The organism is Scytonema millei VB511283, assembly GCF_000817735.3.
Lineage (GTDB): Bacteria > Cyanobacteriota > Cyanobacteriia > Cyanobacteriales > Chroococcidiopsidaceae > Chroococcidiopsis > Chroococcidiopsis millei_B.
In genome coordinates this window covers 466,099-487,650 of sequence record NZ_JTJC03000003.1, presented here as the reverse complement: position 1 = coordinate 487,650, position 21,552 = coordinate 466,099, and the positions used below count along the sequence as shown (strand labels likewise).

The 21,552-nt window shown below is 47.2% G+C and carries 25 protein-coding genes, 1 tRNA gene and 1 pseudogene; 7 read left to right on the top strand and 20 right to left on the bottom strand.

Annotation, left to right across the window (positions count from 1 at the left end; translation table 11 throughout):
* Positions 1-13: 13 nt before the first annotated feature.
* Complete coding sequence (locus tag QH73_RS14020) at positions 14-1,456, bottom strand: hemolysin family protein (RefSeq protein WP_052289738.1); 1,443 nt, start codon at positions 1,454-1,456, stop codon at positions 14-16.
* Between the two features lie 177 nt (positions 1,457-1,633).
* Positions 1,634-2,356 carry a hypothetical protein gene (locus tag QH73_RS14015; protein ID WP_039713299.1) on the bottom strand — a complete coding sequence of 241 codons (723 nt, stop codon included), beginning with the start codon at positions 2,354-2,356 and terminating at the stop codon, positions 1,634-1,636.
* A 146-nt stretch (positions 2,357-2,502) separates the two neighbouring features.
* Here QH73_RS14015 and QH73_RS14010 point away from each other — a divergent pair.
* Positions 2,503-2,575, top strand: a tRNA-Ile gene (locus QH73_RS14010).
* A gap of 283 nt (positions 2,576-2,858) precedes the next feature.
* Here the strand turns inward: QH73_RS14010 and QH73_RS14005 are convergent.
* Complete coding sequence (locus QH73_RS14005; RefSeq protein ID WP_039713300.1) at positions 2,859-3,224, bottom strand: hypothetical protein; 366 nt, start codon at positions 3,222-3,224, stop codon at positions 2,859-2,861.
* Between the two features lie 234 nt (positions 3,225-3,458).
* Between QH73_RS14005 and pyrE the strand changes: the two genes are divergently transcribed.
* Positions 3,459-4,034: an orotate phosphoribosyltransferase gene (gene pyrE, locus QH73_RS14000; protein ID WP_052289739.1), complete on the top strand. Its 576-nt coding sequence runs from the start codon at positions 3,459-3,461 to the stop codon at positions 4,032-4,034.
* Positions 4,035-4,230: 196 nt separating this feature from the next.
* On the opposite strand, the gene QH73_RS13995 is transcribed toward pyrE, so the two are convergent.
* The 3 genes and pseudogenes from QH73_RS13995 to glpK all read right to left on the bottom strand — a co-directional run bounded on the left by QH73_RS13995 (position 4,231) and on the right by glpK (position 6,949).
* On the bottom strand, positions 4,231-4,884 hold the full coding sequence (locus QH73_RS13995) for a cadmium resistance transporter (RefSeq protein WP_039713301.1): 654 nt from the start codon (positions 4,882-4,884) through the stop codon (positions 4,231-4,233).
* A gap of 111 nt (positions 4,885-4,995) precedes the next feature.
* Positions 4,996-5,351 (bottom strand): annotated as a pseudogene (locus QH73_RS13990) (DOPA 4,5-dioxygenase family protein).
* Between the two features lie 89 nt (positions 5,352-5,440).
* Positions 5,441-6,949, bottom strand: a complete 1,509-nt coding sequence (gene glpK / locus QH73_RS13985; RefSeq protein WP_039713302.1) for a glycerol kinase GlpK — start codon at positions 6,947-6,949, stop codon at positions 5,441-5,443.
* 184 nt (positions 6,950-7,133) lie between these two features.
* Here glpK and QH73_RS28820 point away from each other — a divergent pair, with 184 nt between their 5' ends.
* The 3 genes from QH73_RS28820 (at position 7,134) to QH73_RS13975 (ending at position 7,720) form a co-directional block, all read left to right on the top strand.
* Positions 7,134-7,268: a hypothetical protein gene (locus QH73_RS28820; protein ID WP_286194111.1), complete on the top strand. Its 135-nt coding sequence runs from the start codon at positions 7,134-7,136 to the stop codon at positions 7,266-7,268.
* Positions 7,265-7,504 (top strand): hypothetical protein, encoded by a 240-nt coding sequence (locus tag QH73_RS13980; RefSeq protein ID WP_039713303.1) that lies wholly within the window; start codon positions 7,265-7,267, stop codon positions 7,502-7,504. The genes QH73_RS28820 and QH73_RS13980 overlap by 4 nt, the downstream gene beginning before the upstream one ends.
* Before the next feature lie 66 nt (positions 7,505-7,570).
* Positions 7,571-7,720 (top strand): hypothetical protein, encoded by a 150-nt coding sequence (locus tag QH73_RS13975; protein WP_165587696.1) that lies wholly within the window; start codon positions 7,571-7,573, stop codon positions 7,718-7,720.
* Here QH73_RS13975 and QH73_RS13970 read toward each other — a convergent pair.
* From QH73_RS13970 to QH73_RS13910, 14 genes are all read right to left on the bottom strand, one after another.
* On the bottom strand, positions 7,717-8,316 hold the full coding sequence (locus QH73_RS13970) for a GUN4 domain-containing protein (protein WP_039713304.1): 600 nt from the start codon (positions 8,314-8,316) through the stop codon (positions 7,717-7,719). The genes QH73_RS13975 and QH73_RS13970 overlap by 4 nt on opposite strands.
* A gap of 185 nt (positions 8,317-8,501) precedes the next feature.
* On the bottom strand, positions 8,502-9,467 hold the full coding sequence (locus QH73_RS13965) for a TIGR03885 family FMN-dependent LLM class oxidoreductase (RefSeq protein ID WP_039713305.1): 966 nt from the start codon (positions 9,465-9,467) through the stop codon (positions 8,502-8,504).
* A 116-nt stretch (positions 9,468-9,583) separates the two neighbouring features.
* Positions 9,584-10,765 (bottom strand): ABC transporter permease, encoded by a 1,182-nt coding sequence (locus QH73_RS13960; RefSeq protein WP_039713306.1) that lies wholly within the window; start codon positions 10,763-10,765, stop codon positions 9,584-9,586.
* A gap of 205 nt (positions 10,766-10,970) precedes the next feature.
* The gene (locus tag QH73_RS13955) at positions 10,971-12,110 is read right to left on the bottom strand and encodes an efflux RND transporter periplasmic adaptor subunit (protein WP_201278139.1); all 1,140 of its coding nucleotides are present in this window, start codon (positions 12,108-12,110) and stop codon (positions 10,971-10,973) included.
* A complete protein-coding gene (locus tag QH73_RS13950; RefSeq protein WP_039713307.1) occupies positions 12,088-12,654 on the bottom strand; it encodes an acyltransferase in 567 nt (188 codons plus the stop codon). Before QH73_RS13950 ends, QH73_RS13955 begins: the two co-directional genes overlap by 23 nt.
* Entirely contained in the window at positions 12,654-13,232 is a 579-nt protein-coding gene (locus QH73_RS28815; protein ID WP_039713308.1) for an acyltransferase, read from the bottom strand. Before QH73_RS28815 ends, QH73_RS13950 begins: the two co-directional genes overlap by 1 nt.
* Positions 13,233-13,365: 133 nt before the next feature.
* Positions 13,366-14,529, bottom strand: a complete 1,164-nt coding sequence (locus QH73_RS13940; RefSeq protein WP_039713309.1) for a hypothetical protein — start codon at positions 14,527-14,529, stop codon at positions 13,366-13,368.
* A gap of 17 nt (positions 14,530-14,546) precedes the next feature.
* Positions 14,547-15,083, bottom strand: coding sequence for a glycosyltransferase (locus QH73_RS13935; protein ID WP_052289740.1), 537 nt, complete (start codon positions 15,081-15,083; stop codon positions 14,547-14,549).
* Positions 15,084-15,518: 435 nt separating this feature from the next.
* Positions 15,519-16,769: a sensor histidine kinase gene (locus QH73_RS13930; RefSeq protein ID WP_201278138.1), complete on the bottom strand. Its 1,251-nt coding sequence runs from the start codon at positions 16,767-16,769 to the stop codon at positions 15,519-15,521.
* Positions 16,687-16,920 carry a hypothetical protein gene (locus QH73_RS28185; protein ID WP_236147009.1) on the bottom strand — a complete coding sequence of 78 codons (234 nt, stop codon included), beginning with the start codon at positions 16,918-16,920 and terminating at the stop codon, positions 16,687-16,689. The genes QH73_RS13930 and QH73_RS28185 overlap by 83 nt, the downstream gene beginning before the upstream one ends.
* Positions 16,917-17,717, bottom strand: a complete 801-nt coding sequence (locus QH73_RS13925) for a response regulator transcription factor (RefSeq protein WP_201278137.1) — start codon at positions 17,715-17,717, stop codon at positions 16,917-16,919. The genes QH73_RS28185 and QH73_RS13925 overlap by 4 nt, the downstream gene beginning before the upstream one ends.
* A gap of 54 nt (positions 17,718-17,771) precedes the next feature.
* Complete coding sequence (locus QH73_RS13920; protein ID WP_236147008.1) at positions 17,772-19,334, bottom strand: alpha-amylase family protein; 1,563 nt, start codon at positions 19,332-19,334, stop codon at positions 17,772-17,774.
* A 13-nt stretch (positions 19,335-19,347) separates the two neighbouring features.
* Positions 19,348-19,560 carry a hypothetical protein gene (locus tag QH73_RS13915; RefSeq protein ID WP_132867032.1) on the bottom strand — a complete coding sequence of 71 codons (213 nt, stop codon included), beginning with the start codon at positions 19,558-19,560 and terminating at the stop codon, positions 19,348-19,350.
* 16 nt (positions 19,561-19,576) lie between these two features.
* Complete coding sequence (locus QH73_RS13910; RefSeq protein WP_039713310.1) at positions 19,577-20,341, bottom strand: M48 family metallopeptidase; 765 nt, start codon at positions 20,339-20,341, stop codon at positions 19,577-19,579.
* Positions 20,342-20,662: 321 nt separating this feature from the next.
* Between QH73_RS13910 and QH73_RS13905 the strand changes: the two genes are divergently transcribed.
* Together QH73_RS13905 and QH73_RS13900 are read left to right on the top strand one after the other, a co-directional pair.
* Complete coding sequence (locus QH73_RS13905) at positions 20,663-20,815, top strand: hypothetical protein (protein WP_165587695.1); 153 nt, start codon at positions 20,663-20,665, stop codon at positions 20,813-20,815.
* Complete coding sequence (locus QH73_RS13900) at positions 20,812-21,540, top strand: GDSL-type esterase/lipase family protein (protein WP_039713311.1); 729 nt, start codon at positions 20,812-20,814, stop codon at positions 21,538-21,540. The genes QH73_RS13905 and QH73_RS13900 overlap by 4 nt, the downstream gene beginning before the upstream one ends.
* Positions 21,541-21,552 lie beyond the last annotated feature (12 nt).

Below are 21,552 nucleotides of genomic sequence, written 5' to 3'. Positions count from 1 at the left end.
AGTAATTTCTCCTCTACCCCTCAGCTCTCTTTTCTCCCTCAGCTCCCTCAGCTCCCTCAGCTCCCTCAGCTCTCTTTCCCCTGCTCCCTGCTCCCTTCAAAAGGTGAATCTTAATCTCGTCAAGGCGAGGTCCTTCAACAGAAACAATTGTAAATTCTAGGTTTTGATAATTTAAGGTTGTGCCGACGGCAGGAATTTCTTGTAGTTGATACAAAATAAATCCCCCCAAGGTTTGATAATCTTGTCTCAGAGGCAAATCTAAATTCAATAACTTGTTGAGGTCTTCTAGGTTCATTTGTGCCTGTACCAAGTATGTTCTGTCGTCTAAACTCTGGATCAACAGCTCATCGGTGCTTTCTATCGCCCCTGCATCGCCAATAATTTCGGCGATTAAATCTTGTAGCGTCACTAGTCCTACGGTTCCACCAAACTCGTTGACAACTATAATCGTGGCTCGTTCCGCACGGATGGAATGTCTCAGGCTTTGCTGCATGATGGGCAGCAGTTCGCCTAATGAGGTGTGTTCCGGTACAAATTGGGCAGGACGCATCCAGGGATAAATTTCTGTTGATAGGGAAATTTTTCCTAGAGCGAGTGGTTCTGCTAGGTCTTTGAGGTGAATAATGCCCCGTACTTCGTCCAACGATTTACCAATAATGGGGTAGCGAGAGTGTCCCGTAGCTGCAACTGCTTGCAACAGAGTTTGTAACGTGGCGTTCATGGATAAAGCAATAATTTGCGGACGCTGTACCATGACTGCCCCAACTTTGACCGTACCGAATTCAAAAATATTATTCAGTAACGCTCGTTCTTCTGCTTCTAAGCCAGTCGATTCTCGCTCGGTAGAAATAATCAGTTGTAACTCTTCGGGAGTGACTGGTGGTCTCCAAGCTTGTCCCGTGTATTGAATACCCACCAAACGCAACAGAAAGCGCGTGGATTGGTTGAGAATCCAGACAAAGGGCGTAAAAATGCGGGCGATCGCTTTGAGGGGTGAACCCAACAATCGCGCCAGTTGCTCGGAGTAGAGCAGCGCGACTGACTTGGGACACAATTCTCCCAGCACGATTTGCAAGTAGGCAACTAGAAAAAAAGCAACTGAAATGGAGATCGCATGGGTAATAAAAGCTCGCTCTCCCGCAGGTAGGGGTAACTGCTCTAACCAAGCAGCAACCAGTACGCCCATCGTACTCTCGCCAATCCAACCCAAGGCAAGACTAGAAAGAGTGATCCCGAGTTGGGTAGTAGAGAGGACGCGATCGAGACTGCGTTGTAGCGATTGTACTGTCAGCGCTTGCCAGTCTCCCGCTTCTACCAACTGATAAATCCGCGATCGCCTCACGGAAACAAGGGAAAACTCAGCCGTGACAAAAAAAGCATTAATTGCAATCAACAACAGCACAGATAACAATCTGAGCCAAATATCTGCCCAATTCAGGGGAGGAAAAGCACTCATCTTTGATGGAGGGAGTAGGGAGTAGGGAGCAGAGAGCAGGGAGCCGGAAAAGGTTGTAGGGTATAGGGTGTAGGGTGTAGTGAGTCATTAATTGCGAATTGCGACTTGATTTTGTCTCCCTTGTCTTCCTTGTCCTCCTTGTCCTCCTTGTCCTCCTTGTCTCCCTTGTCCCGTTATTTACCTAACTACAGGAATATTTAACATTTGTAACTGCAATCGCTGTTCGGGATAATCGGTCAGATGTAAAGAAATTTTCTGTACATTGTCGAGCAGAGCAGTGGAAATGCTGAGCGTGCTGGCAACAGTTTTGCCGTTAGCTGGTAATTCCTCAGGAAAGCCTTCCGTGTTGGCGCTGAGTGTTTGTCCTCGTTCGTTGGTTATGTCTAAAAAGCTAGATAGAAACCTCACGGTTCTATCTCCTTCGTTTTTGAAGTTCATCTTCAACTGTAATGCCCCGCCAGAAAAACGTGCAGATGCAATTTCTAATGATACTCCTTCGGTTTTATGAATCATCGGAAATCCAGGCTGAGGAGTCTCAGTCTCAGCCACCAACTTTGGTTTTGTAGACGATCGCTTGTCGTCCTGTGGATTTTCAATTAACGGCTTCTCCGGCTTGGCTTTTTTTCCTTTGCCGTCAATTCTAGCTTTTACGGCAGCTAAGACATCGGCTTCTTTGAGCATCACCACGCCTTGCTGCTGTTGAGACTTATTTTTGCGAAATCCGATTTTTCCGGCGGGACGAGAATCAGGTTGATTTACGCCCTCGATCGCCTCATGTCCGATCGCATACCCCCAGATTGCACTTATGTAACCCCCGATCAACATCAGAAGTAACAAGATCAACGTCAGGGCGACGGTTGAATTGACTTTTCTTAACGATGCTCGCTTAATCCAGAGCATTGACTCCTTGCACCAGTTGTTTGCTAACGAATGAGCTAGTTATATCATTGCGGTTATGTAAATTATGTACTATTTGTCTTGTGGCGATATTAAGTATTGAGACTAAATAGTTTACCTTGACAATCTAAGTTACAATATAAACTCCTCCAGGGTTGGCCGAGCGGTTGAGGCAGCGAACTCATAATTCGCCTTAGGCAGGTTCAACTCCTGCACCCTGGATTTTTAAGGGTCAACACTCAGCAAAAATTACTCAGCGAAAAATTACCAGACTGGCTACTGGTAATGAGCGGCGATCGCCACAGAATCTATGATTGCTTGTGGGAATTTAGAGCGCTCCCCTATTCCCGACTCAATACTTCTCGGTTATGATTGCACAGCCTTTGGAAGATCCCCCTTAATCCCCCTTCAAAAGGGGAAAACGAAGCTGTCTTTAGCCTCCCTTTTTAAGGGAGGTTGGAGGGATCGAATTCTAACCAAGAAGTATTGATTCCCGACTGGCAAATTACTTTGGATTACTAGACTTATTAGACTCCAAAACTGAAGTTCTGTATGGATTGGGCAGATCTCGCGTGCGGATGACCGGATCGCTAGAAACTTGCTGTTCTAGTGCAGCGCGGTAGAGATCGTCAGTCCGTTTTGCATCGCGATTAATTTCGTTGTCGGGAAATCCGTTTGTGCCTAAAAGCCAATCAAATTGTCGTCCGAAGGAACGATTTTGGAAGAAATCAGGGTCGCTGGTGAACATTGTTTGCTCAAAGAGATCGGCAAGAGTATGGTTGCTTGGTTGGGCGATCGCGCTAGCTTGAAATCCAGCGACAGCAGCGATCGCGAGTAAAATACCACTGAAGCGGTTGAATTTGATGGGCATAGAATGTCCTCTATACTGTGGCAATTTTGACTTATACTGAACTGTTGCATCAGTCTTAGCCTATTCTTCCCCGTTTTAGCAATCAGCGATCGGTGGAGAGTGAGGAGTTAGGAGCGAGGAGTTAGGAGTGAGGGGTAAGAGGTATTTTCCCCCTTGTCCCCCTTGTCTCCCTGCTCCCTACTCCCTACTCCCTACTCCCTACTCCCTGCTCCCTGCTCCCTGCTCCCTCAATTTATGACAACCGATTTAACTGCACTACGCCAAGAACTACTCGATCTATTCTGTCAACTTGCCTACAAGGAGGGTGATTTCGTCCTGTCTTCGGGTCAACGCAGTTCCTATTACATTAATGGCAAATTAGTCACGTTACACCCTCAAGGTGCTTTGGCGATCGGTCGTTTGTTATTATCTCTGCTACCACCAGACACGCAAGCAGTAGCAGGATTGACACTGGGAGCCGATCCTATTGTTAGTGCTGTAAGTGTGGTTTCTGCGATTGAAAATCGTCCCATACCAGCTTTGATTATTCGTAAAGAAACTAAAGGACATGGTACGAGAGCGTATATTGAAGGTCCAGTATTACCAGATGGTGCTTTGGTTGTGGTTCTAGAAGATGTTGTCACGACTGGACAATCGGCAATGAAAGCAGTGGAAAGATTGCAAGAGGCGGGTTACAAAGTCGAGGAAGTTATATCGTTGGTAGATCGAAAGCAAGGTGGTACTGAGTTATATGCAGCGCAAGGATTGAAGTTTCGGACATTATTTTCCATTGAGGAGCTTCAAGCGCGATATCAACAAATGAATTCTTAATTATCAACAGTTAATCTAGCAGTACAAAATTGGCGTTACAGCTCTGTTTAGTGAGGGCGTATCTGAGCAAGTTATACCAGTTCTTTTTGACTTGCGCCATAGAAGATCCCCCAACCCCCTTAAAAAGGGGGGCTACAAGGGAACGGAATCTATGCAAAAACACATGGAATTGGTATTAGCGCAATCAATTGTAAGTTTAAGCTGAGAATATTAGCCCGAATGTGCCTCTTTCATACATAATAAATAACCCTAAGCCAATCAATATGAAAGGAACTATCGGTTGACCGTAACGACTTAAAAGATTGGCAAGAGTAGGTTGGCGAGTTAATAAATATGCGATCGCACACCAAACTCCTACCATCAAAAAAAATACAGCAAGAATTATCCCTAAACTAGTCAGTTTAGTGCCAGCAAATAAGGGAATATAGATACTAATATTATCGCCACCGTTAGCAACTGTTACTGCTGCAACCTTATAAGTCTGAGGGTTTAAAAGACTTAAAAGCAAAGAGACTGAGGGGTTAGGATAACTAGAATTTTCAAAGCTGGTTACTGTTTGTACTTGTGCGGCTTCTGTGTCGCGATCCACGAGTTGCTTAATCCCAATTATTATGGGCAAGAGTCCTAATAAACCAATCCATTCTCGCGGTACGATTAAACCACCAAAAAAACCTGGTAAGCTAGCAAAAACAATAGTTGTAAAACCCAGATACTGACCGATAATGATATGCCGAGGACGAAAATTAGCACTTATTTGAGAGAAAAAGAGTAGCAAGACAATAATATCATCGATATTTGTAGCAACAAAGGCAATTAAACCTTCTGCAAAAGCCATGCCAATTCCGATCATTACTGGTCAAATTTGTTCGATCCAAAACAGGCAGATGTCAGCATATAGAATTGATGCAATATGACTATTTTGAGTTCATCTGTATTCTAGAATTTGTATTCCCCCTTGAAATTAAGTCGTTTTAATGGCTCGAAGAAATTCTATATTTAGCTCTAACTTTTCTCCCAACCATAGGGCATGGTTTGTATGGTCTGCAACATCATTACCTGTGGTTGGATGGACTAAAATATCCAATCCTTGACGATGCAACATTAACCAGGAAACAATCGCACCAAATTGTTCTGGTAAAAAGGCAGCTTGATACATAGGTTTGGGATGGGGACCAATAGGATTGTCATGCAGCGCCCAAGCCTCACATCGAATTTTGTACTCAATTCTTCACGTACACGCGCCGCTACTTCGCGACTTTGGCAATCGTAATAGACATGAGCGTGAAAATCTGCTATTTCTTTTGTATCTTCTAGCATCACTGTTCGCTCCACTCATACTCAACACTAGTTTGACAAATCAGAGATGGGATCGCTCAAAGATCGCAACAGCAAATAAGAGCATAAACTCAGAGATGAGATTCATCAACCCAATGCTGAGCGCGGTGGACAGCTTTCAGCCAAGTGTCAAAATTTTCTTGTGCTTGAATTGCCCCCGTTCCTGGCTCAAAAATTCGGTCGATTTTCCGACTGCGACACAACTTTTGATAATCAGTCCAATAACCGATCGCCAATCCGGCACCAAAGGCTGCGCCTTGAGCCGTTGCTTCTAACACAACCGGACGCTCGATCGGAATTCCGAGTGCATCGGCTTGGAACTGCATTAAAAAGTCATTTTGACAAGCACCCCCGTCAACTTTCAACACTTCGATCGCTTTGCTAGAATCTCGATTCATCGCCTCGATCGCCTCTTTTACCTGATAAGCGATCGCTTCTAAAACGGCTCTAACCATATGTTCGCGCTGTACGCCGCCTGTAATTCCCATAAAAGCACCCCTGGCGCCCATATCCCAGCGAGGCGCACCCAATCCACTTAATGCCGGGACGAAGTAAACACCGTTATTATCTGTAACTTGACGTGCCAGGTATTCGGTTTCGGCGGCTGAATCGATCAGCTTCAAACCATCTCGCAACCACTGAATGCAAGCGCCTGTCGTAAACATAGCCGCTTCTAAAGCGTAACTCGTCACCGTTTTTCCGTTTGCTAAAACTTGCGTCCAGGCAACAGTTGATAATAACTGGTGATGCGATCGCGTCAGTTCTTCACCTGTATGGGCAATTAAAAAACATCCCGTCCCATACGTACATTTCACCATCCCAGGGCGATCGCACCCGTGGGCAAATAGCGCCGCCTGTTGATCGCCAAATACTGCTGCGATCGGAATTGGCGTTCCGAATAGCTGCGGATCGGTTTCGCCAAATATGCCCAAACTAGGCTGAATTTGCGGCATGATGCGATCGGGAATTTGAAATAAATCGAGTAGTTGCGAATCCCATTTTCCCTCAGCCAGATTCATTAACATCGTGCGGCTGGCATTACTGCGATCGGTAGCGTGAACCTTGCCACCCGTTAACTTCCATAAGATCCAAGTGTCGATCGTCCCAGCCAGAATATTATCCAAATTTATATTTTGATTCCGTACCCAATCGAGCAACCACGCGAATTTAGTTGCCGAAAAGTAGGCATCGACAATCAATCCAGTCCGTGCTTGAATTATCTTGGCTTGTCCTTTTGCTTGTAATTGCCGACACATAGACGCGGTACGCCGATCTTGCCAGACAATTGCTTTATGCAAGGGTTTACCTGTTGTCTTATCCCACAATAAACAGGTTTCTCGCTGCACCGACAACCCAATCGCCGCGATCGCACTGGCTGAAATACCTGTTTGTTTGAAAACTTGTTGTATACAAGTATAAGTATCTTGCCAAATCTCTTCTGGATCGTGTTCTAAATAACCAGGTTGAGGATAATATTGCGTTAGTTCTTTATAGGCTTGACCGGCGATCGCACCTTCAGCATCAAACAAAATTGCTCGATTCCCTGTCGTGCCTAGATCTAATCCTAGAATGTATTGCATCAGTTATCAGTGGTCAGTTATCAGTTATCAGTTATCAGTTATTGTAAAGGCGCTCTTTAGGCAAAAGACTCATCGGTAGAGCAATAAATCTTCGCTTCATACCCGCCCGTACATGAGTTAGTTATCAGCGATCGGTTATTGAATGAGAAATTCTAAATTATGAATTATTTTGTCAGTTTTTGGCATGACGTGCAGCGATCTTGACAAAATACAAATATCAGTTATCAGTTATCAGTTATCAGTTACCAGTGACCGCGCACTACTCAACTACCAACTACCAACTACCAACTACCAACTACCAACTACCACTCTCCCATGAACCTGAGAGCAATTATCTTTTCATCTGTAGTGACTGCTGCAATCGGTGCAGTCATTGGTCTAGCGGCAGCGAGAATCGGTCAACGTGACTTTAATCAGTTACGATTTGAGGGGAAACATTATGAAGGAATGCAAAATAGATATGTTTTAGTTGGTGCTAGCGTAGGTTTAGCTGTAGGGTTGGGACAAGAGTGCGTCCGCCAACTCAAGGCAGAAAGAGATCGAGAGACGGAGTAAGTCAAAAGTTAAAAGTCAAAAGCCAAAGGTCAAAAGTCAAAAATTCCGACTTTGAGATTATTATCTATGCCACCTAAACTAAAATTTGGCTTCATCGGCTTGCTGGCAATTGGTACAGCAGCAACGTTCGCGACATCCTACTCGTACTTGGGGATGGCTGGAATTACTGTATTTTTGCTAGCTTATTTGTCCAAAGGGATTAGAAAACACAGTTAAAGCTGGCAGGTTATTAGCCGATTAAAGAAATAGTTGGTCATTTTTGCGCCAAAGGGAGAATTCCACCAACGGGAGGGATGGCAACCAATAGGTGCTGTGAGAGTATAGTCTAGATCGTCACATTTGAGCCATTTACGATTCGATCGCCAACCGACGCGATCGCCAAAGGACTCGATGATTTGATAATCTTGATTAATTGTGGTCTCTATAGAGCCGCCAATGGTTTGATAAATTTGCGTTTGGACGCTGAAGCCAAAGCGACCGTTACTATACTTGCGCCAAAGGTTATCTATAACTTGTAGTTCGTTACAGGGAAAACTTCTGATTTGTTCGGGAGTAATGGATTCTAGTTCTAACTCTCCCGTCACAGCTTGAATGAGACGAATCGTTTCCCAGTCCGCTGCATGGAAATTTCCAGCAGCCAGCAGTTCTTGCAACTTTTTGTAGCGGTAGACATCAGCCACTAGCAGAAAACTTTCCTCCGACCGAGCTAGGCGATCGCTCAAATTTGATAGCATTTGAGTCATCTGCTGGAGTTGCGCTTCTATGATTGCTAAACGGGCGATCGCTTCCGATTCTTTAATTTCACTAGACATGGAAAACCTCACAATGATTTGTCATTAGTCATTGGTCATTGGTCATTGGTCGTTGGGATACAACTCACGATGAATGACAGTTGTGATGAACCATTCAGGGGGATTAAGACAGCCAACTGGGTTTTCTATATCTTTCTATAGATTGACGAAAATTTAAAGCTAAAAGTGATGATTTATAGATAAATTTAATTACCAAACACGGGTAACACTTTTTCGCCAAAAACCTGAATAAATTGTTGTTGTTCGCGGTTGACGTTGTGCAACAGCAATTCGTCAAAGCCTAACTCTACATCTTGCTGTAACCATTCTATATGTTGCTGCGGGTCGGCAGAGATACGGACGTGTTCGTTCATTTCTTCCGGTTTGACAAACTCTCCAGCTGCATCAAATTGCTGGGGCGATCGCAGTTCGGTCATGAGAATATTTTTGAAAATATTATTGCGCCACTGTTGATGGGCTTTTTGCCGTGCCAGATCTTCTGTGCGATCGTAAGATAGCTGAACTTTCAATAGCATTGGTTTACCTTCTCCCCCACCCCGACGAAAGGCATCGACGACTGGTTTGAGTTTCTCTGGCGGACGAGAAATTGTAATTAACCCATCTGCCCAACTTCCTAGCCACTCGGCAGTTTGAGCCGTAACAGCAGCACCGATAATTAAGGGTGGAGTTTCGGGACGCGAATAAAGTTTTGCTTCTTCAACGCAAACTAGACCTTTGTGAGTTACGGTTTCCCCGCGCCACAAAGCACGCATAATATCAACGCATTCTTTTAAACGAGTATTGCGATCGCTTTTACACAACCACTTATCACCTGTAATGCTCTCATTAAGTGCCTGACCGCTACCTACAGTTATCCAAAAACGCTGCGGAAACATTTCTGCTAATGTAGCCGCCGCCTGAGCGATAATTGCCGGATGGTATCGCTGCCCTGGGGCGCAGACCACGCGATAATTTAATCCAGGAGTCGCTTGCATCGCCGCACCCAACCAAGACCAAGCAAAACCGCTTTGACCTTGTTGTTCGCTCCAAGGGTGAAAATGGTCGGAGGAAAGAGCATGAGTGAAACCTGCTTGTTGAGCTATTTGCACGTAATGCAACAATTCGCTGGGCTTGAATTGTTCGTGGGAAGCGTGATAGCCGATTTTTGCCATAGTTGGAAGTCAGGAATGAAGGGGCGTTATCCGCCATCGAGTCAGACAGTTCGATCGCAATTTAGCGCCAGCGAGACTTTTTGTACTCCTCCCCAGGTTAAAACGTAGAGATATATTTACTGCGATCGCAAAGCTTGCACCGGATCGAGTTGGCTGGCTCGTAATGCTGGGGGAAATCCGGCTCCGACACCGACTACCAAAGCTGAACCCAAAGCCAGTGCAGCGATTCTGCCTTCAAATTCGTAGGGTAAATCGAACACGTCGGCAACATTTACCGCAACAACATGCACGACGACCAAAGCGACCGTACCGCTAACTAAACTGAGCAACGCCGCCTCTAAAACGAATTGGAGTGCGATTTCGCGTTGAGTCGCTCCTACGGCTCGGCGAATGCCAATTTCAGACGTGCGTTCGGTAACGGAGGCAATGGTAATATTAGCAATTCCCACACCTCCAACCAATAGGGCGATCGCTCCCACTACCATTAGTCCTCGCGTTGCTAGTTCCAACGTTTGTTGCTGCTGGATCAGATCGTCTACGTTATTCCAAGCCCAAAAGCTAAAACCAGGATAGCGTTGTTCTAGCACTTCAATGGCGCGATCGCTTAAATCTGGCAAATCTTCTAGTCTGTAGGGACGAATTTGAATGCTGCCAATGTCTTGTTTACCGCGCAGGGCATTATAAATCGCCATCGGGACGAGAATTTGACCTTCGGGAGGAGAATCATCATCTGGGCGCGTTTCTAGCACTCCTACAACGATATAGGGTCTGCGCCCAACTACAATTTGCTCTCCTACCGGATTGCGATCGCCAAATAGTTCTTTGACCAAAAATTCATCAATCACCGCTACGGGTCGATATTTGGCAAAATCTGAGGTAGTAAAAAACCGTCCTCTCACCAAGTTTTTTCCCGAAGTCAGCAAATAATCTTGGGTGACGAGCGACACGGAAGGGAGATATGCTTTATCTTGAAATACCGTGGGCATCTGTCCCGCCCAGTTAAAAGCGCTAGTAGCTTGCACCCCCGTGAGTCGCTGGCGTAGGAACTCCAAGTCTTCCAAACGCAGTTGCAAGACAATGCGATCGGGTTCCCACTGGGGATAAACTGTAATTTGCGGTGCGCCGCGTTCTGCTAATTGTCGGGCAATGACAGCGCGGCTGATGCTACCAGCTTGTAGCGTTGCGCTTACTGCCGCTACCCCCATAAACACCCCTAGCATGAACAAGGTAGAGCGTAAAGGGTGGCTGCGTAGGGAGTGGTAGGCAAGATTGAGCGAATCGAATGGTGAGATACCCATAATTTAGAGCTGAGGGAGCTGAGGAGGCTGAGGGAGGTGAGGAGGAATTTAATTTTGAATTGTGAATTCTTCAGTTTTTCTACTTAGAAACTACTGGCATTCCTGGCTCTAGTGAGGAATCGGATGGGGGTTGAATGACGCGATCGCCTGTTTGCAAGCCAGAAGTGACTTCGGCACTCATCAATCCTTCCAAACCCAACTTTACTTAGCGTTTTTGAGCGTTACCTTGGCTGTCTCGCACCCAGACAAACGGCTCGGAATCGTCATCGTCACGTTGCACGATTTCAGTCGGTAAGACGATGACGTTTTGCCTCTGTTCGAGCAAAATCTCGACATTGACGCGGCTACCTGGAATTAGCGTGCGCGTGGGAGTATCTAGCAGCACTATAGATGGAACTACTGGCTGATCCGAGCTACTCGATTGACTCGATTCCTTGGAACCACCCGACGAGCTTTGCTCCTCTTCATCCTCCCCGACTGCTTGCGGATACAGACTTTGAATCCGACCTGTAAATGTTTGGCGATCGGGACCGATAACGCTAACGCGAGCCAATTGGTTAGGACGGATTTGAGTTGCGTTTAGGGTGGAAAGCTGAAGTTTTACTAAAACTTGCCTTGGATCGCCGATCGTGAGGAGATTCGTACGGAATTCGACACCATCGCCGTTTTTAACGTTGACCCCCAATACAACACCATCAATCGGTGCAGTCACGATCGAGTCTCGCACTTCTTGCTGAACTCGTTTGCGTTCCAGTTGAAATGCTTCTAATTCGAGGTCAGCAGTTCGCGCATCTGCTTCGGCATCGCGCAAGGTTGCCCGTGTCTCGCGCAGCTTGTCTTGTTGCTCGTAAACTTGTTCTCGCGCGATCGCCCCCTCTCTGGCTCCTGCAAGCAAAGGGCGGAGTTTTATTTCATCGGCGACAATTTGTTCTTTCGCTTCAGCAATTTTCAGCCGATGGCGTTCTAAAATCCTTCGCTGCTGCTGAATTTTGACTTCCCGATCGGCAAGGGCAGTTTCTCGCTCTGGGTAGCGCAGAGTAATCAGCGTTTGTCCAGCCTTAACGCGATCGCCAGGTTTCACTAAAACTCGATCTACCGCTCCCTCTGTTGGTGAAGTCAGGATTCGCTGGTCGCGCAGTTCCACAACACCACTTTCGTTGATGGTAGATTCTACAGTGCCTCGTTTGACTGGAAGCAAGCGGACTGCCACTGGTTCCTCGCGATCGAGAAAGAGATTGGATTGCCAACTGCCTACCCCGATAACAGCTAACATGGCAGCACCAACAAACCATCGACCGTGGCGCTGAAAAAATTTGTCTAGCTTAGGATTGCCCTTGCCGCGCATGGCTTCCTCCTATTTTGCTTGAACCGACAATGCGAGCTGGATTACCAGCGACGATCGCATGGGCGGGGACTTCAAAATCGACAACTGCACCCACACCGACGATCGCGCCGTCTCCAATGCAAGCGCCCTGCAACAAAACTGCCCGCGTCCCAATCCAGGCATCGTTACCAATTTCAATGCTAGTGGGTGGTACGGTCGAGCGATAATCTTCAGACATCCGAGCGGGCATAGCGGCGAAAGTATCTGCGATCGTCACCTCGCGAGAAATCAAGGCGAAATTGCCAATCGTGACGCGGCGATTAGTCGCAATAATTGCTCCAGCGATCGTGCAGTAATCGCCAATTTCCACCTCGCTGCAGGGTCCGAGATCGAAAAAAGAATCGATATAAATTCCGGTATCGTTGCCGACGCGCAGACCGCAAGGGCGCTGACTGCGATAATGTAGAAAGACATAAGTGCTGTGCAACCAACTGCGATCGCCGATTATTACGTTAGGTGGTAGCGATCGCCCGAACCAGTCATGAGCCAGCCATAGAGAATTCATCAGCTCACCTCCAACAAGCTCGTGACTCTGGCAGGGTTTCCCGTCACAAACGCCCCCGCAGGCACGTTAGAAGTGACGACAGAACCCGCCCCAATCCTCGCCCCCGCACCAATTTGCACGCCCTTGAGGATAATTGCACCAATCCCGATTTGCACGTCATCGCCAATAACTACAGGCTTTGCTACCAACGGCGGGCGCTGCTTTGGATCGCCTGCGGGAGAGATGGCGATCGCATCCAGTCGTCGCAAGTCAGGATCGCGAGGATGAAAGTCACTATCGGCGATCGTCACGTTGTAGGAAATGAGGACGCGCCTGCCGACTGTAATCGATTCAGCACACCAAAACACCGCACCAACGAGGACGGAATCATGACCGACAATCAGCCTGCCTGCTGGCTCTACCGAAAATGCCGACCAGGTGTAAACTTGTACGCCTTTGCCCAGAACTAAACCTGGATTTTGTTGGCTGCAAAACGGCTGAAAGCTCTCTTGACGCTCTAGGTAGCAACCTTGTCCGATCCAGATATTACTGGGTAGCGTATTGTAATCCCACTCCCCAGTAAACTCGCGGGTGTCCATACTTATCCCTCCTAAGTAAGTCAAAAGTCAAAAGTCAAAAATCGTCGGGGCGGGTTCACCCGCAATCTTTGTCGAAGTCATAGTTTTTTGGTAAACCCGCCCGTACAAAAGTCAAAAAGGAAAGTGGAATGACTTACTCAATGTGTTCTAAGATCTCGCTCAGTACCAAGCGGGAGTCAAACCAAGTTTGCGCCAGTTCCCGTGCAGCCTGCTGGTGGGTGTCGTAGTCTCGTTCGATCGCCTCAATTGCCTTGACTGCCCCATTTAAATCGATAAATGCCATCAACCCAAGTCCGGTGGGAATGTATTTGGAAAAGCCCGTGTCCTGCACCACTACAGGGCGACCAGCTGCTAAATAGCAGACCGAACGGCAACTAAACCAACCGCAGCGGGTAGCGACATAAACGTTCTTGGCAACGCCAAATTCGCCGCGAGACTGTTCGATATATTTGCGGTAGATGGCAGCTGAAGCAGAGGTAGCTTCGGCATCCACGACCGACCAACCAAGCGATCGCCAGCGGTCGAGCGGTGCTTCACCGTTGACGTCGATCGTCACTTCAAATGATGCAGGGTGGTGGATTGGCAGTGCTTCAATTTGCTCGAACTCTAGTTCCCTAGAGCCGTACCTGATACCGTTGTGCATAATCGGTTGCTGGTAATGATTCCAAGTCATTACCGTCGTCCATTGCTGCGCGGGCGGTTGCGGTTGCCAACAATCTAGAACGACTGGGGGGCGCGTTGGCAGCCAAGGAATGCCAAATGTCGGTAACAGGCAATCTGGCTGTACTAGGTGCAGGGCATAGGTAAAAAAGAGATCGTGCGATCGCCAGCCCCAACGCTGTTGTTCGGCAGGCTGTTTATCCCATTGGGGAAAAATGACAAAGTGATTCCAGCCTGGATCGGTGTCGATTAATATCTTGTTACGACAGCGCAGATATTCATCCCGCAACACGCTGCCGCCAGAAACGTTCAGCAACAAAGTTGCTTCCGCCGCTACCTCTGCCATCGTCGCGGTATCTAGCCCGTAGGTTTGCCCATCGACGGCGCGATAGTGCCAGCGTTGCGCCAGGGTGGGAGAAAGCAGGGCAAGCGATCGCTTCAGAAATTCAATCCCGTAACTGGGGTCTTCTTCATACATGCCCGTCTCTGGTTTGTAGCTGTAGGAAGGAATGCCAGGATCTTCAAGATAGTACACCTCAAACCCCAGTTGTTCCAATCCCAGCGCGTACTGTCCGTAATCCCAAGCTACGCCGCCTACAGGACTGGCGACAATCATACCAGTGACGATCGCTTTCATTGCCGCACCTCCAGCACTTAGCGATAGAGCGATTCGTAGTCATCTACCATGCGGCGGTAGTCAAAACGGGCGATCGCCTGTCGCACTTTGTGGCGGTCTAAAGCCAGCGTCTCAGGAATCAGCGTGGCAAGGGCATCGACATCAGCGGCGTAATATCCCGTCACGCCTGGTTCGACGATTTCCGCAACAGCACAGCGATCGATCGCGGCAACGGGAGTCCCACACGCCATTGCTTCCACCATGACTAAACCGAAGGGTTCGGAGCCATTAATCGGAAACAGTAGCGCCGCCGCTTCTGAGAGTAATTTGTTTCGTTCTGGTACGTTGACAACTCCGATGTATTCCACCTGCTTGCCGTCTACCAGAGGTTCAACCTCAGTGTGGAAGTAATCGCCTGCCTGTCCTGCCATCACCAGCCGCATTCCTACTTTTTTCGCGATTTGAATCGCTTCTACAGGTCCTTTCCGGTGGATTAAATGTCCCAAGAAAACGAGGTAGTCGCCACTTTTGGCTTGAAAAGGAAAGGCATCGATATCTATGCCGTTGTAAACCACAGGGACGCGATCGAGGGTGGGAAATTTACTGCGGTGATATTGAGAGACTGCGGCAACTTGAGTTTCAGGGTAGCGGCTGTAGCAACCGAGGATATCTTTCGTAGGGTTGATATGGTAAGTGTGGACGACAGGTTGTTACCTTCTCGAACCGCATAAGGAAAAGAAATTGGCAAAAGAATGAATGATTCCAGGTTATAAGTCGATCCTTTAAAAAACCTTAAGTCAAACTTTAAATAGACTTAAACTTAAAGTTTTCTTGGTCAGCTTTTAACCTTGGCAAAAATTAGAAAGCTAAGGGAGACGAGGGAGACAAGGGAGACTTGAATGAAGCAGAGGAGCAGAGGGGCAGAGGAGAAAATCAATCAAAAATCCAAAATCTAAAATCTAAAATTTTCTAGCTACCAGCCACCAGCCACTAGTCACTTTCCCGACTCCTTATGAATACAACGGTAGCTCGACAATAAAACACGCACCTCCCATCGGCTGATTAAACGCCAAAATCGTACCGCCGTGGGCTTCTACGATCGCCCTGGCAATTGCTAATCCCAGCCCCGTGCCTTGCTGCTGACTGCTATGAAAGCGTTCAAAGATGTTTGACAGGAAATCGGTAGGAATCCCCCGACCCGTATCGGCAATTTCAATCCATGCCGAGTTCCCAATGACTTTGAGTCGCAGATCGATGCGCGTCCCTTCGGGGGTATGGCGGATGGCATTGTCTAAAATGTTCGACAACACTTGCTCGATCCGGTCTGGATCGCCCAACACCACAACTTTCTTAGCAATAGCGGTCTGGAAGACGCGCTGTCCCATCATCAGACGAAACTGGGCGGCAATTTCAGTACATAATTCCGATAGATCGACTGCTTGCATCTCAAAAGTCGCCGCGCGATCGCTGCGTACCAGTAATAATAAATCCCTGACTAGTCGCTCAGTACGGTTGATTTCGCGACGCATCGCCCGCAACAGGCGCGTGCTTTCTTCAGGAGTCTTTGCCACTCCTCGTAGCAGCAGATCGGCATAGCCACCAACGACTGTCAGCGGTGTCCGTAGTTCGTGCGATACATCTCCTAAAAACTGGCGCAGTCTATCTTCTGATTGCGTCTTAACTGCTAGGGCGTTTTGCAATCGCTCGACCATTTGATCGAAAGAGCGAGCCAACTGTCCAATTTCATTCGTCCCTGGTTGGAGGTCGCTCCGCAGAGCCAAATCGCCCTGTGCAATCCGATCCGCTATGACAGTCATGCGTTCTAGGGGTCTTAGGGTGCTGCGAACCATGAGAAAAATTGCGATGGTAACGATCGCTAACAAGATCGGACAAGCTACAACGGTAGAAAAGACGTGCTGGCGTACCAATTGATAGCTGCTTTCTAGCGACGTACTTAGCATCGCTACACCTAGTGGTTTTTGACGTGGGGGAATCGGCACGAGCGCCACTAAGATATCGCTGCCATTTTTATCCTTGACAATGTAGTCTTGCTTCAGCCCCCCTGCTAAAGCTGGCGCGTACCAATCTTGCGGCAACTGGGGTGCAGGCGGTTCGCCTATCCTGCTATTGTGGCGACCGATTTCTCGACCGTAGCGATCGACAATTAATGCTGCTGTTTCAACTGAGGTAAGGTCTGTAGCCAGTCGATTGGCAATTGCTCGGAGTTGGCTCGTCGAATGTGCGATTGAGTAGTTCTGCATCGATAATCGGCTTTGCCTGCGCTCGCAGACGGGTGCTTTCGCGTTCGATCAGAAAGCTACGTAAGTTGTAAAGGTCGTGGCTGAATAAGAACAGTAGTAAAGGCGCAACCAACGCCAGGGTACTTAGCGTTAAGCGCCAGCGCAGTTTCATAAGCTGGTTTGAATATCTGAATCGCTCTCAACTGCGCTTGAATTAGTTATAGGTGGAACTTTGAACATATAGCCAATTCCGCGCACAGTCCGAATTAAACCATGCGGATCGCGGTCTAGCTTGTTTCGCAAATTGCTAATGTAAACTTCGATTACCGTCGTGTCATCGTAGTAATCATAGCCCCAGACGCGATCGAGAATTGTTTGGCGCTCTAAGACGCGATCGGGATGCTGCATCAGCAGGTGCAACAGATTAAACTCTTTACGAGTTAGTTCTACGGGCATACCTGCACGCCAAACCTCTCGCGTATCAGCATTCAGTGTTAGCGATCCCACAGTTAATATACTGCTCGTTGGAGCTAAATATCGCCGCAATGCAGCTCTAATGCGAGCAAGCAATTCGGAAAAATGAAAGGGTTTGGTGAGATAATCATCAGCACCAAGTTCTAAACCCTTAATTTTATCTGCTAACTCGTCGCGTACCGTCAGCATCACGATCGGCACGTCACTATACTGACGGATACGATGACATAAACTAAAGCCATCTAGATCGGGCAAATTTCCATCTAGAATTATTAGATGTGGACACCAAGCATTGACCAGCTCAATGCCAGCATAGCCGCTCTGCACCGACTGCACTTCAAATCCTTCGTAGCGCAAACCTAGTTCGATCAAGTCAATGATTGATTGTTCGTCATCTACGACTAGCACTCGAATCGTTGGGTTGCTAGGATCTGGTGTCGATCGCTGAAAATGCTCGGAGCGTAAATTATTTGATGCAGCTGAGTTATTCATCATCTGGGCAGATCTAATGAGATTCCGAACGATGCAACTCGCTTGCGTGTATTGTCTCTAATTTACCTGAAACCAGCGATAGCCGTAGCCAGAAATTTCGATCTCTTTAGAATTACAATCCATTTGTTCGTAGAGGCGATCGCTAAATACATCCAATAGATGCGGGTATTCTGCCGATTGCAACCTAACCGTGCATGACTGCGCAGATAAGTTGTGAACGGCAATAACTGTATTTCCATTGTGTTGAGAACTGTGAGCAAATACGCTTGGTTCCTCTGTAGCGATAATTTCCCACTTACCAGAGCCAAATTCTGGATACTGCTTGCGGGTGCGGATCGCTCGTTCCATCCAACTGAGAATTGAATTAGGGTCGCGCTGTTGGGAAGTTACGTTGAGTTTCTGGTAGCCGTATTCTCCTTTGGCGATCGCCGGACGCGCTAATTTGTCTGCTGGTGCAGACGAGAACCCACCATTTGCTCTACTTGACCATTGCATCACCGTGCGAACGCTGCCGCGACCCTCTAAGGAGAGATCGTCACCCATACCAATTTCTTCGCCATAACGCAGCATTGGCGTACCAGGTAGAGTCAATAACAGACTGTACACTAGTTCTACTCGCTGGCGATCGCCCCCAAACATGGGTGGTAGCCTGCGCCGAATTCCTCGCCCCCACATCTGCATATTTTCTTCGGGAGCAAAAGCTTGAAAGATTTCTTGGATTTCGGATTCGTTGAGGCGATCGAGCGTTAATTCGTCGTGGTGGCGGACGAAGTTGAGCCATTGACAGCTATGATGAGCGTCGGGTAGGATATTAAGTCCGTCAATCAGAGTCGCTGCATCTTGCCGCGCCAATGCCAAAAACATATGCTGGTTCAACAGGAAGCTGAATAGCAATTGCATTTTGTCGCCATTGCCAAAATATACGGGAATTTGGTCTGCATCGACATTAGCTTCAGCAAGTAAAACCGCATCAGCTCGCCGCGAGACGAGAAATGCTCGCATTTCGATCAAAAACCCTTCTAAGTCTTCCGCCTTTGCCTCGGGAATGCCAATTCCCATAATTAGAAAAGGCGCGGCATCAATCCGAAAGCCAGAAACCCCCAACTCCAACCAAAAGCCCATGATTTTACAAATTTCTTCCCTCACGGCTGGGTTGGCAATATTTAAATCTGGCTGTTCTTTGTAGAAATGATGCAGGTAATACGCTCCTGCTTGCTCGTCATAATCCCAAAGGCTATCTTCCACATCGGGAAAAGCAATGTGCTTGGGATCGGCTGGCGGGGGATTGTCCGACCATACATAATAATCGCGATATTTGGAGTGGCGATCGCTCCTTGCAGCTTGAAACCAAGGATGCGCGATCGACGTGTGATTGACGACGAGATCGACTATAACTCTAATTCCTCGTTCCCGCGCCTTGTGCATGAACTCGACAAAATCACCCAACGTCCCCAACCGAGGATCGACGCTGTAATAGTCCATCACATCGTAGCCGTTATCGCGGTTAGGCGAGGGATAAAAAGGTAGCAACCACAAACAAGTGATTCCCAACCCTGCAAGATAATCTAACTTTTGGGTCAGTCCTGGGAAATCACCCACGCCATCTCCATCCGAGTCCATAAATGTCTCGACATCAAGCGAATAGACAATCGCGTTTTTGTACCAAAGGTTTTGCATGATGAAGTGAGTCGTGAAGGATTGGGAGTCGGGAGTCGTAGGGGCGGGTTTTGAGCGAAGATCGATTGCCATCAACCATGATTCTTTTACTAAACCCGCCCGTACGGGAGTCGGGTATTAGTTGTTTTGGTAATTGGTAATTGGTAATTGGTAATTGGTAACTGGTCATTGGTCACTGGTCACTGTCAATCGTCGCCTTGGAGTCTGGCAATGCGATCGCTGGTGGCTGGGTGGGTACTTAAAAAGGCTGGTACTGAAGATTGGTTGCGTAGTTTTTCTAGAAAGGCAATCATCTGATTTTGGTCGTAGCCAGCTCGTTGCATATTCTCAAATCCCAGACGATCTGCTTCAAATTCTGCTTGACGGCTGCGCGGACGGCGCACGCCGAATTCAACTCCCAATGCTACGACTTTGTTGCGATCGACTCCCGCCGCATTTGCTAACCCTTGAGCGATCGCAGCTTGTCGCATTTGCTCTACTGTATGACGCGCCGCAATGTGACCGATTTCGTGAGCCAACACGCCAGCAAGTTGTGCGTCGTTGTCTACGGCTTCTAGTAAGCCTGTGGTGACGTAAACAAAACCCCCAGCAGTGGCAAAAGCATTGATGCTTTTATCCTGTACCACTTGAAAGGTATAGGGAATATCGGGACGAGAGCTAGTTTGAGCTAATTTTTGACCGATGCGATTGACTTTGCTATTTAAGGCGCGATCGCGCACGGGTTGAAACTGAGTACTAAGGAGTTGTTGGTTAATTTGCTTACCTAACTCTACTTCATCTCGGTCAGAAATCCTGTAGAGTTGGATGACTTGCGCTCCTTGCTGGAATAACTCTGCCCACGGAACCGATAAGGCTACTTCGGGAGTACCTACACTAACACCTAATGCAGCTATCGAGCCAAGTACTGGATAATACCAAGTACGACGAGCAGATCTAGAAGTCTCAATCATATGTAAATTGGGAGAAACAGCTACAACACAATCTCCAAGCTAACCAACCCGAGCAAATTGCTCTCTATCTTTACTCGTTAGATTCTGTAGCTTTTCTTTTCTCAATGTCATCCTACTACTTATAGAGTTTTTGAATCAGGGAGCAGGGAGCGCACGAGCAGAGAGCAGGGGAGCAGAGACAATACGGTTCAGATAAGACGATCCCCCCAACCCACGGACACTTTGCTCAAGTCGGGAAACCCTTCCTGTGCAAGTGTCCTCCCCTTCAAAAGGAGGGCTAGGGAGGATCTTCGAGGATCGATCGCATTTAACTAAACCGTATTGGGAGCAGAGAGAGCTGGGGGAGCAATTCTAGCCACTAGCCACCAGCCACTAGTCACTCTCTACTGTCAACAGTCTTCACGCAGTGTAGCGGAGCGCGTTTACTGTCAACCGTCAACTATCAACCAATTACCCATTATCCATTACCAATGAAAGTTTTATTTTTTTCTCTCGGATTTAATGTTATAGGTTTAGTTTTGGCAACATTATTTATTGCTAAAAAAGGTGGTATTTCTTATTTACAACTCAAACTTTCAAGGCTTAAACAAAAACCCGATCGCCTTCGTCTTCAAGTTGCTAACCCGGTCTATTACTTGCAAAGAATTAGTCAATTCCAACTTGCACCAATATCCAATTCAGATATTGTGTTTTTGGGAGATAGTATTACTGATGAATGCGAATGGTCTGAGTTGTTAGAAAATCCTCACATTAAAAATCGCGGTATCTCTGGCGATACTACTATGGGAGTGTTAAATCGTCTTGAGGACATTGTGAGTTCTCAGCCAGCCAAAATTTTCATGATGATTGGAATTAATAATTTTATTCATTATCAGCAATCGGCAGCAGAAATTTTAGGAGATTATCAAAAGATTATCGTTGGGATTTGCGAGCGCAGTCCTAATACAGAAGTATTTCTTCAAAGTGTTTTGCCAATCAATCGGGCTAAATCTGGTTTGAATGTCAGCGATCGCGAGATCTTACAATTAAATTCTGCTCTCCAAAAACTAGCAACAGAATATTCACTCACCTATATCGATTTGTCTTCTTACCTCTCAGACGAACAGCATCAACTAAAGGAATGTTACACGCTAGATGGAGTGCATTTAAACGGTCAAGCTTACTCAATTTGGAAGCATGTTATAGAAAAGTATGTATAGCACTTGAAGCAA

What these genes read in the sequence shown, in the direction of transcription:
- QH73_RS14020 (WP_052289738.1), bottom strand. Translation starts at nt 1,456, where the DNA reads ATGAGTGCTTTTCCTCCCCTGAATTGGGCAGATATTTGGCTCAGATTG.
- QH73_RS14015 (WP_039713299.1), bottom strand. Translation starts at nt 2,356, where the DNA reads ATGCTCTGGATTAAGCGAGCATCGTTAAGAAAAGTCAATTCAACCGTC.
- QH73_RS14005 (WP_039713300.1), bottom strand. Translation starts at nt 3,224, where the DNA reads ATGCCCATCAAATTCAACCGCTTCAGTGGTATTTTACTCGCGATCGCT.
- pyrE (WP_052289739.1), top strand. Translation starts at nt 3,459, where the DNA reads ATGACAACCGATTTAACTGCACTACGCCAAGAACTACTCGATCTATTC.
- QH73_RS13995 (WP_039713301.1), bottom strand. Translation starts at nt 4,884, where the DNA reads ATGATCGGAATTGGCATGGCTTTTGCAGAAGGTTTAATTGCCTTTGTT.
- glpK (WP_039713302.1), bottom strand. Translation starts at nt 6,949, where the DNA reads ATGCAATACATTCTAGGATTAGATCTAGGCACGACAGGGAATCGAGCA.
- QH73_RS28820 (WP_286194111.1), top strand. Translation starts at nt 7,134, where the DNA reads ATGACGTGCAGCGATCTTGACAAAATACAAATATCAGTTATCAGTTAT.
- QH73_RS13980 (WP_039713303.1), top strand. Translation starts at nt 7,265, where the DNA reads ATGAACCTGAGAGCAATTATCTTTTCATCTGTAGTGACTGCTGCAATC.
- QH73_RS13975 (WP_165587696.1), top strand. Translation starts at nt 7,571, where the DNA reads ATGCCACCTAAACTAAAATTTGGCTTCATCGGCTTGCTGGCAATTGGT.
- QH73_RS13970 (WP_039713304.1), bottom strand. Translation starts at nt 8,316, where the DNA reads ATGTCTAGTGAAATTAAAGAATCGGAAGCGATCGCCCGTTTAGCAATC.
- QH73_RS13965 (WP_039713305.1), bottom strand. Translation starts at nt 9,467, where the DNA reads ATGGCAAAAATCGGCTATCACGCTTCCCACGAACAATTCAAGCCCAGC.
- QH73_RS13960 (WP_039713306.1), bottom strand. Translation starts at nt 10,765, where the DNA reads ATGGGTATCTCACCATTCGATTCGCTCAATCTTGCCTACCACTCCCTA.
- QH73_RS13955 (WP_201278139.1), bottom strand. Translation starts at nt 12,110, where the DNA reads ATGCGCGGCAAGGGCAATCCTAAGCTAGACAAATTTTTTCAGCGCCAC.
- QH73_RS13950 (WP_039713307.1), bottom strand. Translation starts at nt 12,654, where the DNA reads ATGAATTCTCTATGGCTGGCTCATGACTGGTTCGGGCGATCGCTACCA.
- QH73_RS28815 (WP_039713308.1), bottom strand. Translation starts at nt 13,232, where the DNA reads ATGGACACCCGCGAGTTTACTGGGGAGTGGGATTACAATACGCTACCC.
- QH73_RS13940 (WP_039713309.1), bottom strand. Translation starts at nt 14,529, where the DNA reads ATGAAAGCGATCGTCACTGGTATGATTGTCGCCAGTCCTGTAGGCGGC.
- QH73_RS13930 (WP_201278138.1), bottom strand. Translation starts at nt 16,769, where the DNA reads ATGCAGAACTACTCAATCGCACATTCGACGAGCCAACTCCGAGCAATT.
- QH73_RS28185 (WP_236147009.1), bottom strand. Translation starts at nt 16,920, where the DNA reads ATGAAACTGCGCTGGCGCTTAACGCTAAGTACCCTGGCGTTGGTTGCG.
- QH73_RS13925 (WP_201278137.1), bottom strand. Translation starts at nt 17,717, where the DNA reads ATGATGAATAACTCAGCTGCATCAAATAATTTACGCTCCGAGCATTTT.
- QH73_RS13920 (WP_236147008.1), bottom strand. Translation starts at nt 19,334, where the DNA reads ATGGACTCGGATGGAGATGGCGTGGGTGATTTCCCAGGACTGACCCAA.
- QH73_RS13915 (WP_132867032.1), bottom strand. Translation starts at nt 19,560, where the DNA reads ATGACCAGTTACCAATTACCAATTACCAATTACCAATTACCAAAACAA.
- QH73_RS13910 (WP_039713310.1), bottom strand. Translation starts at nt 20,341, where the DNA reads ATGATTGAGACTTCTAGATCTGCTCGTCGTACTTGGTATTATCCAGTA.
- QH73_RS13900 (WP_039713311.1), top strand. Translation starts at nt 20,812, where the DNA reads ATGAAAGTTTTATTTTTTTCTCTCGGATTTAATGTTATAGGTTTAGTT.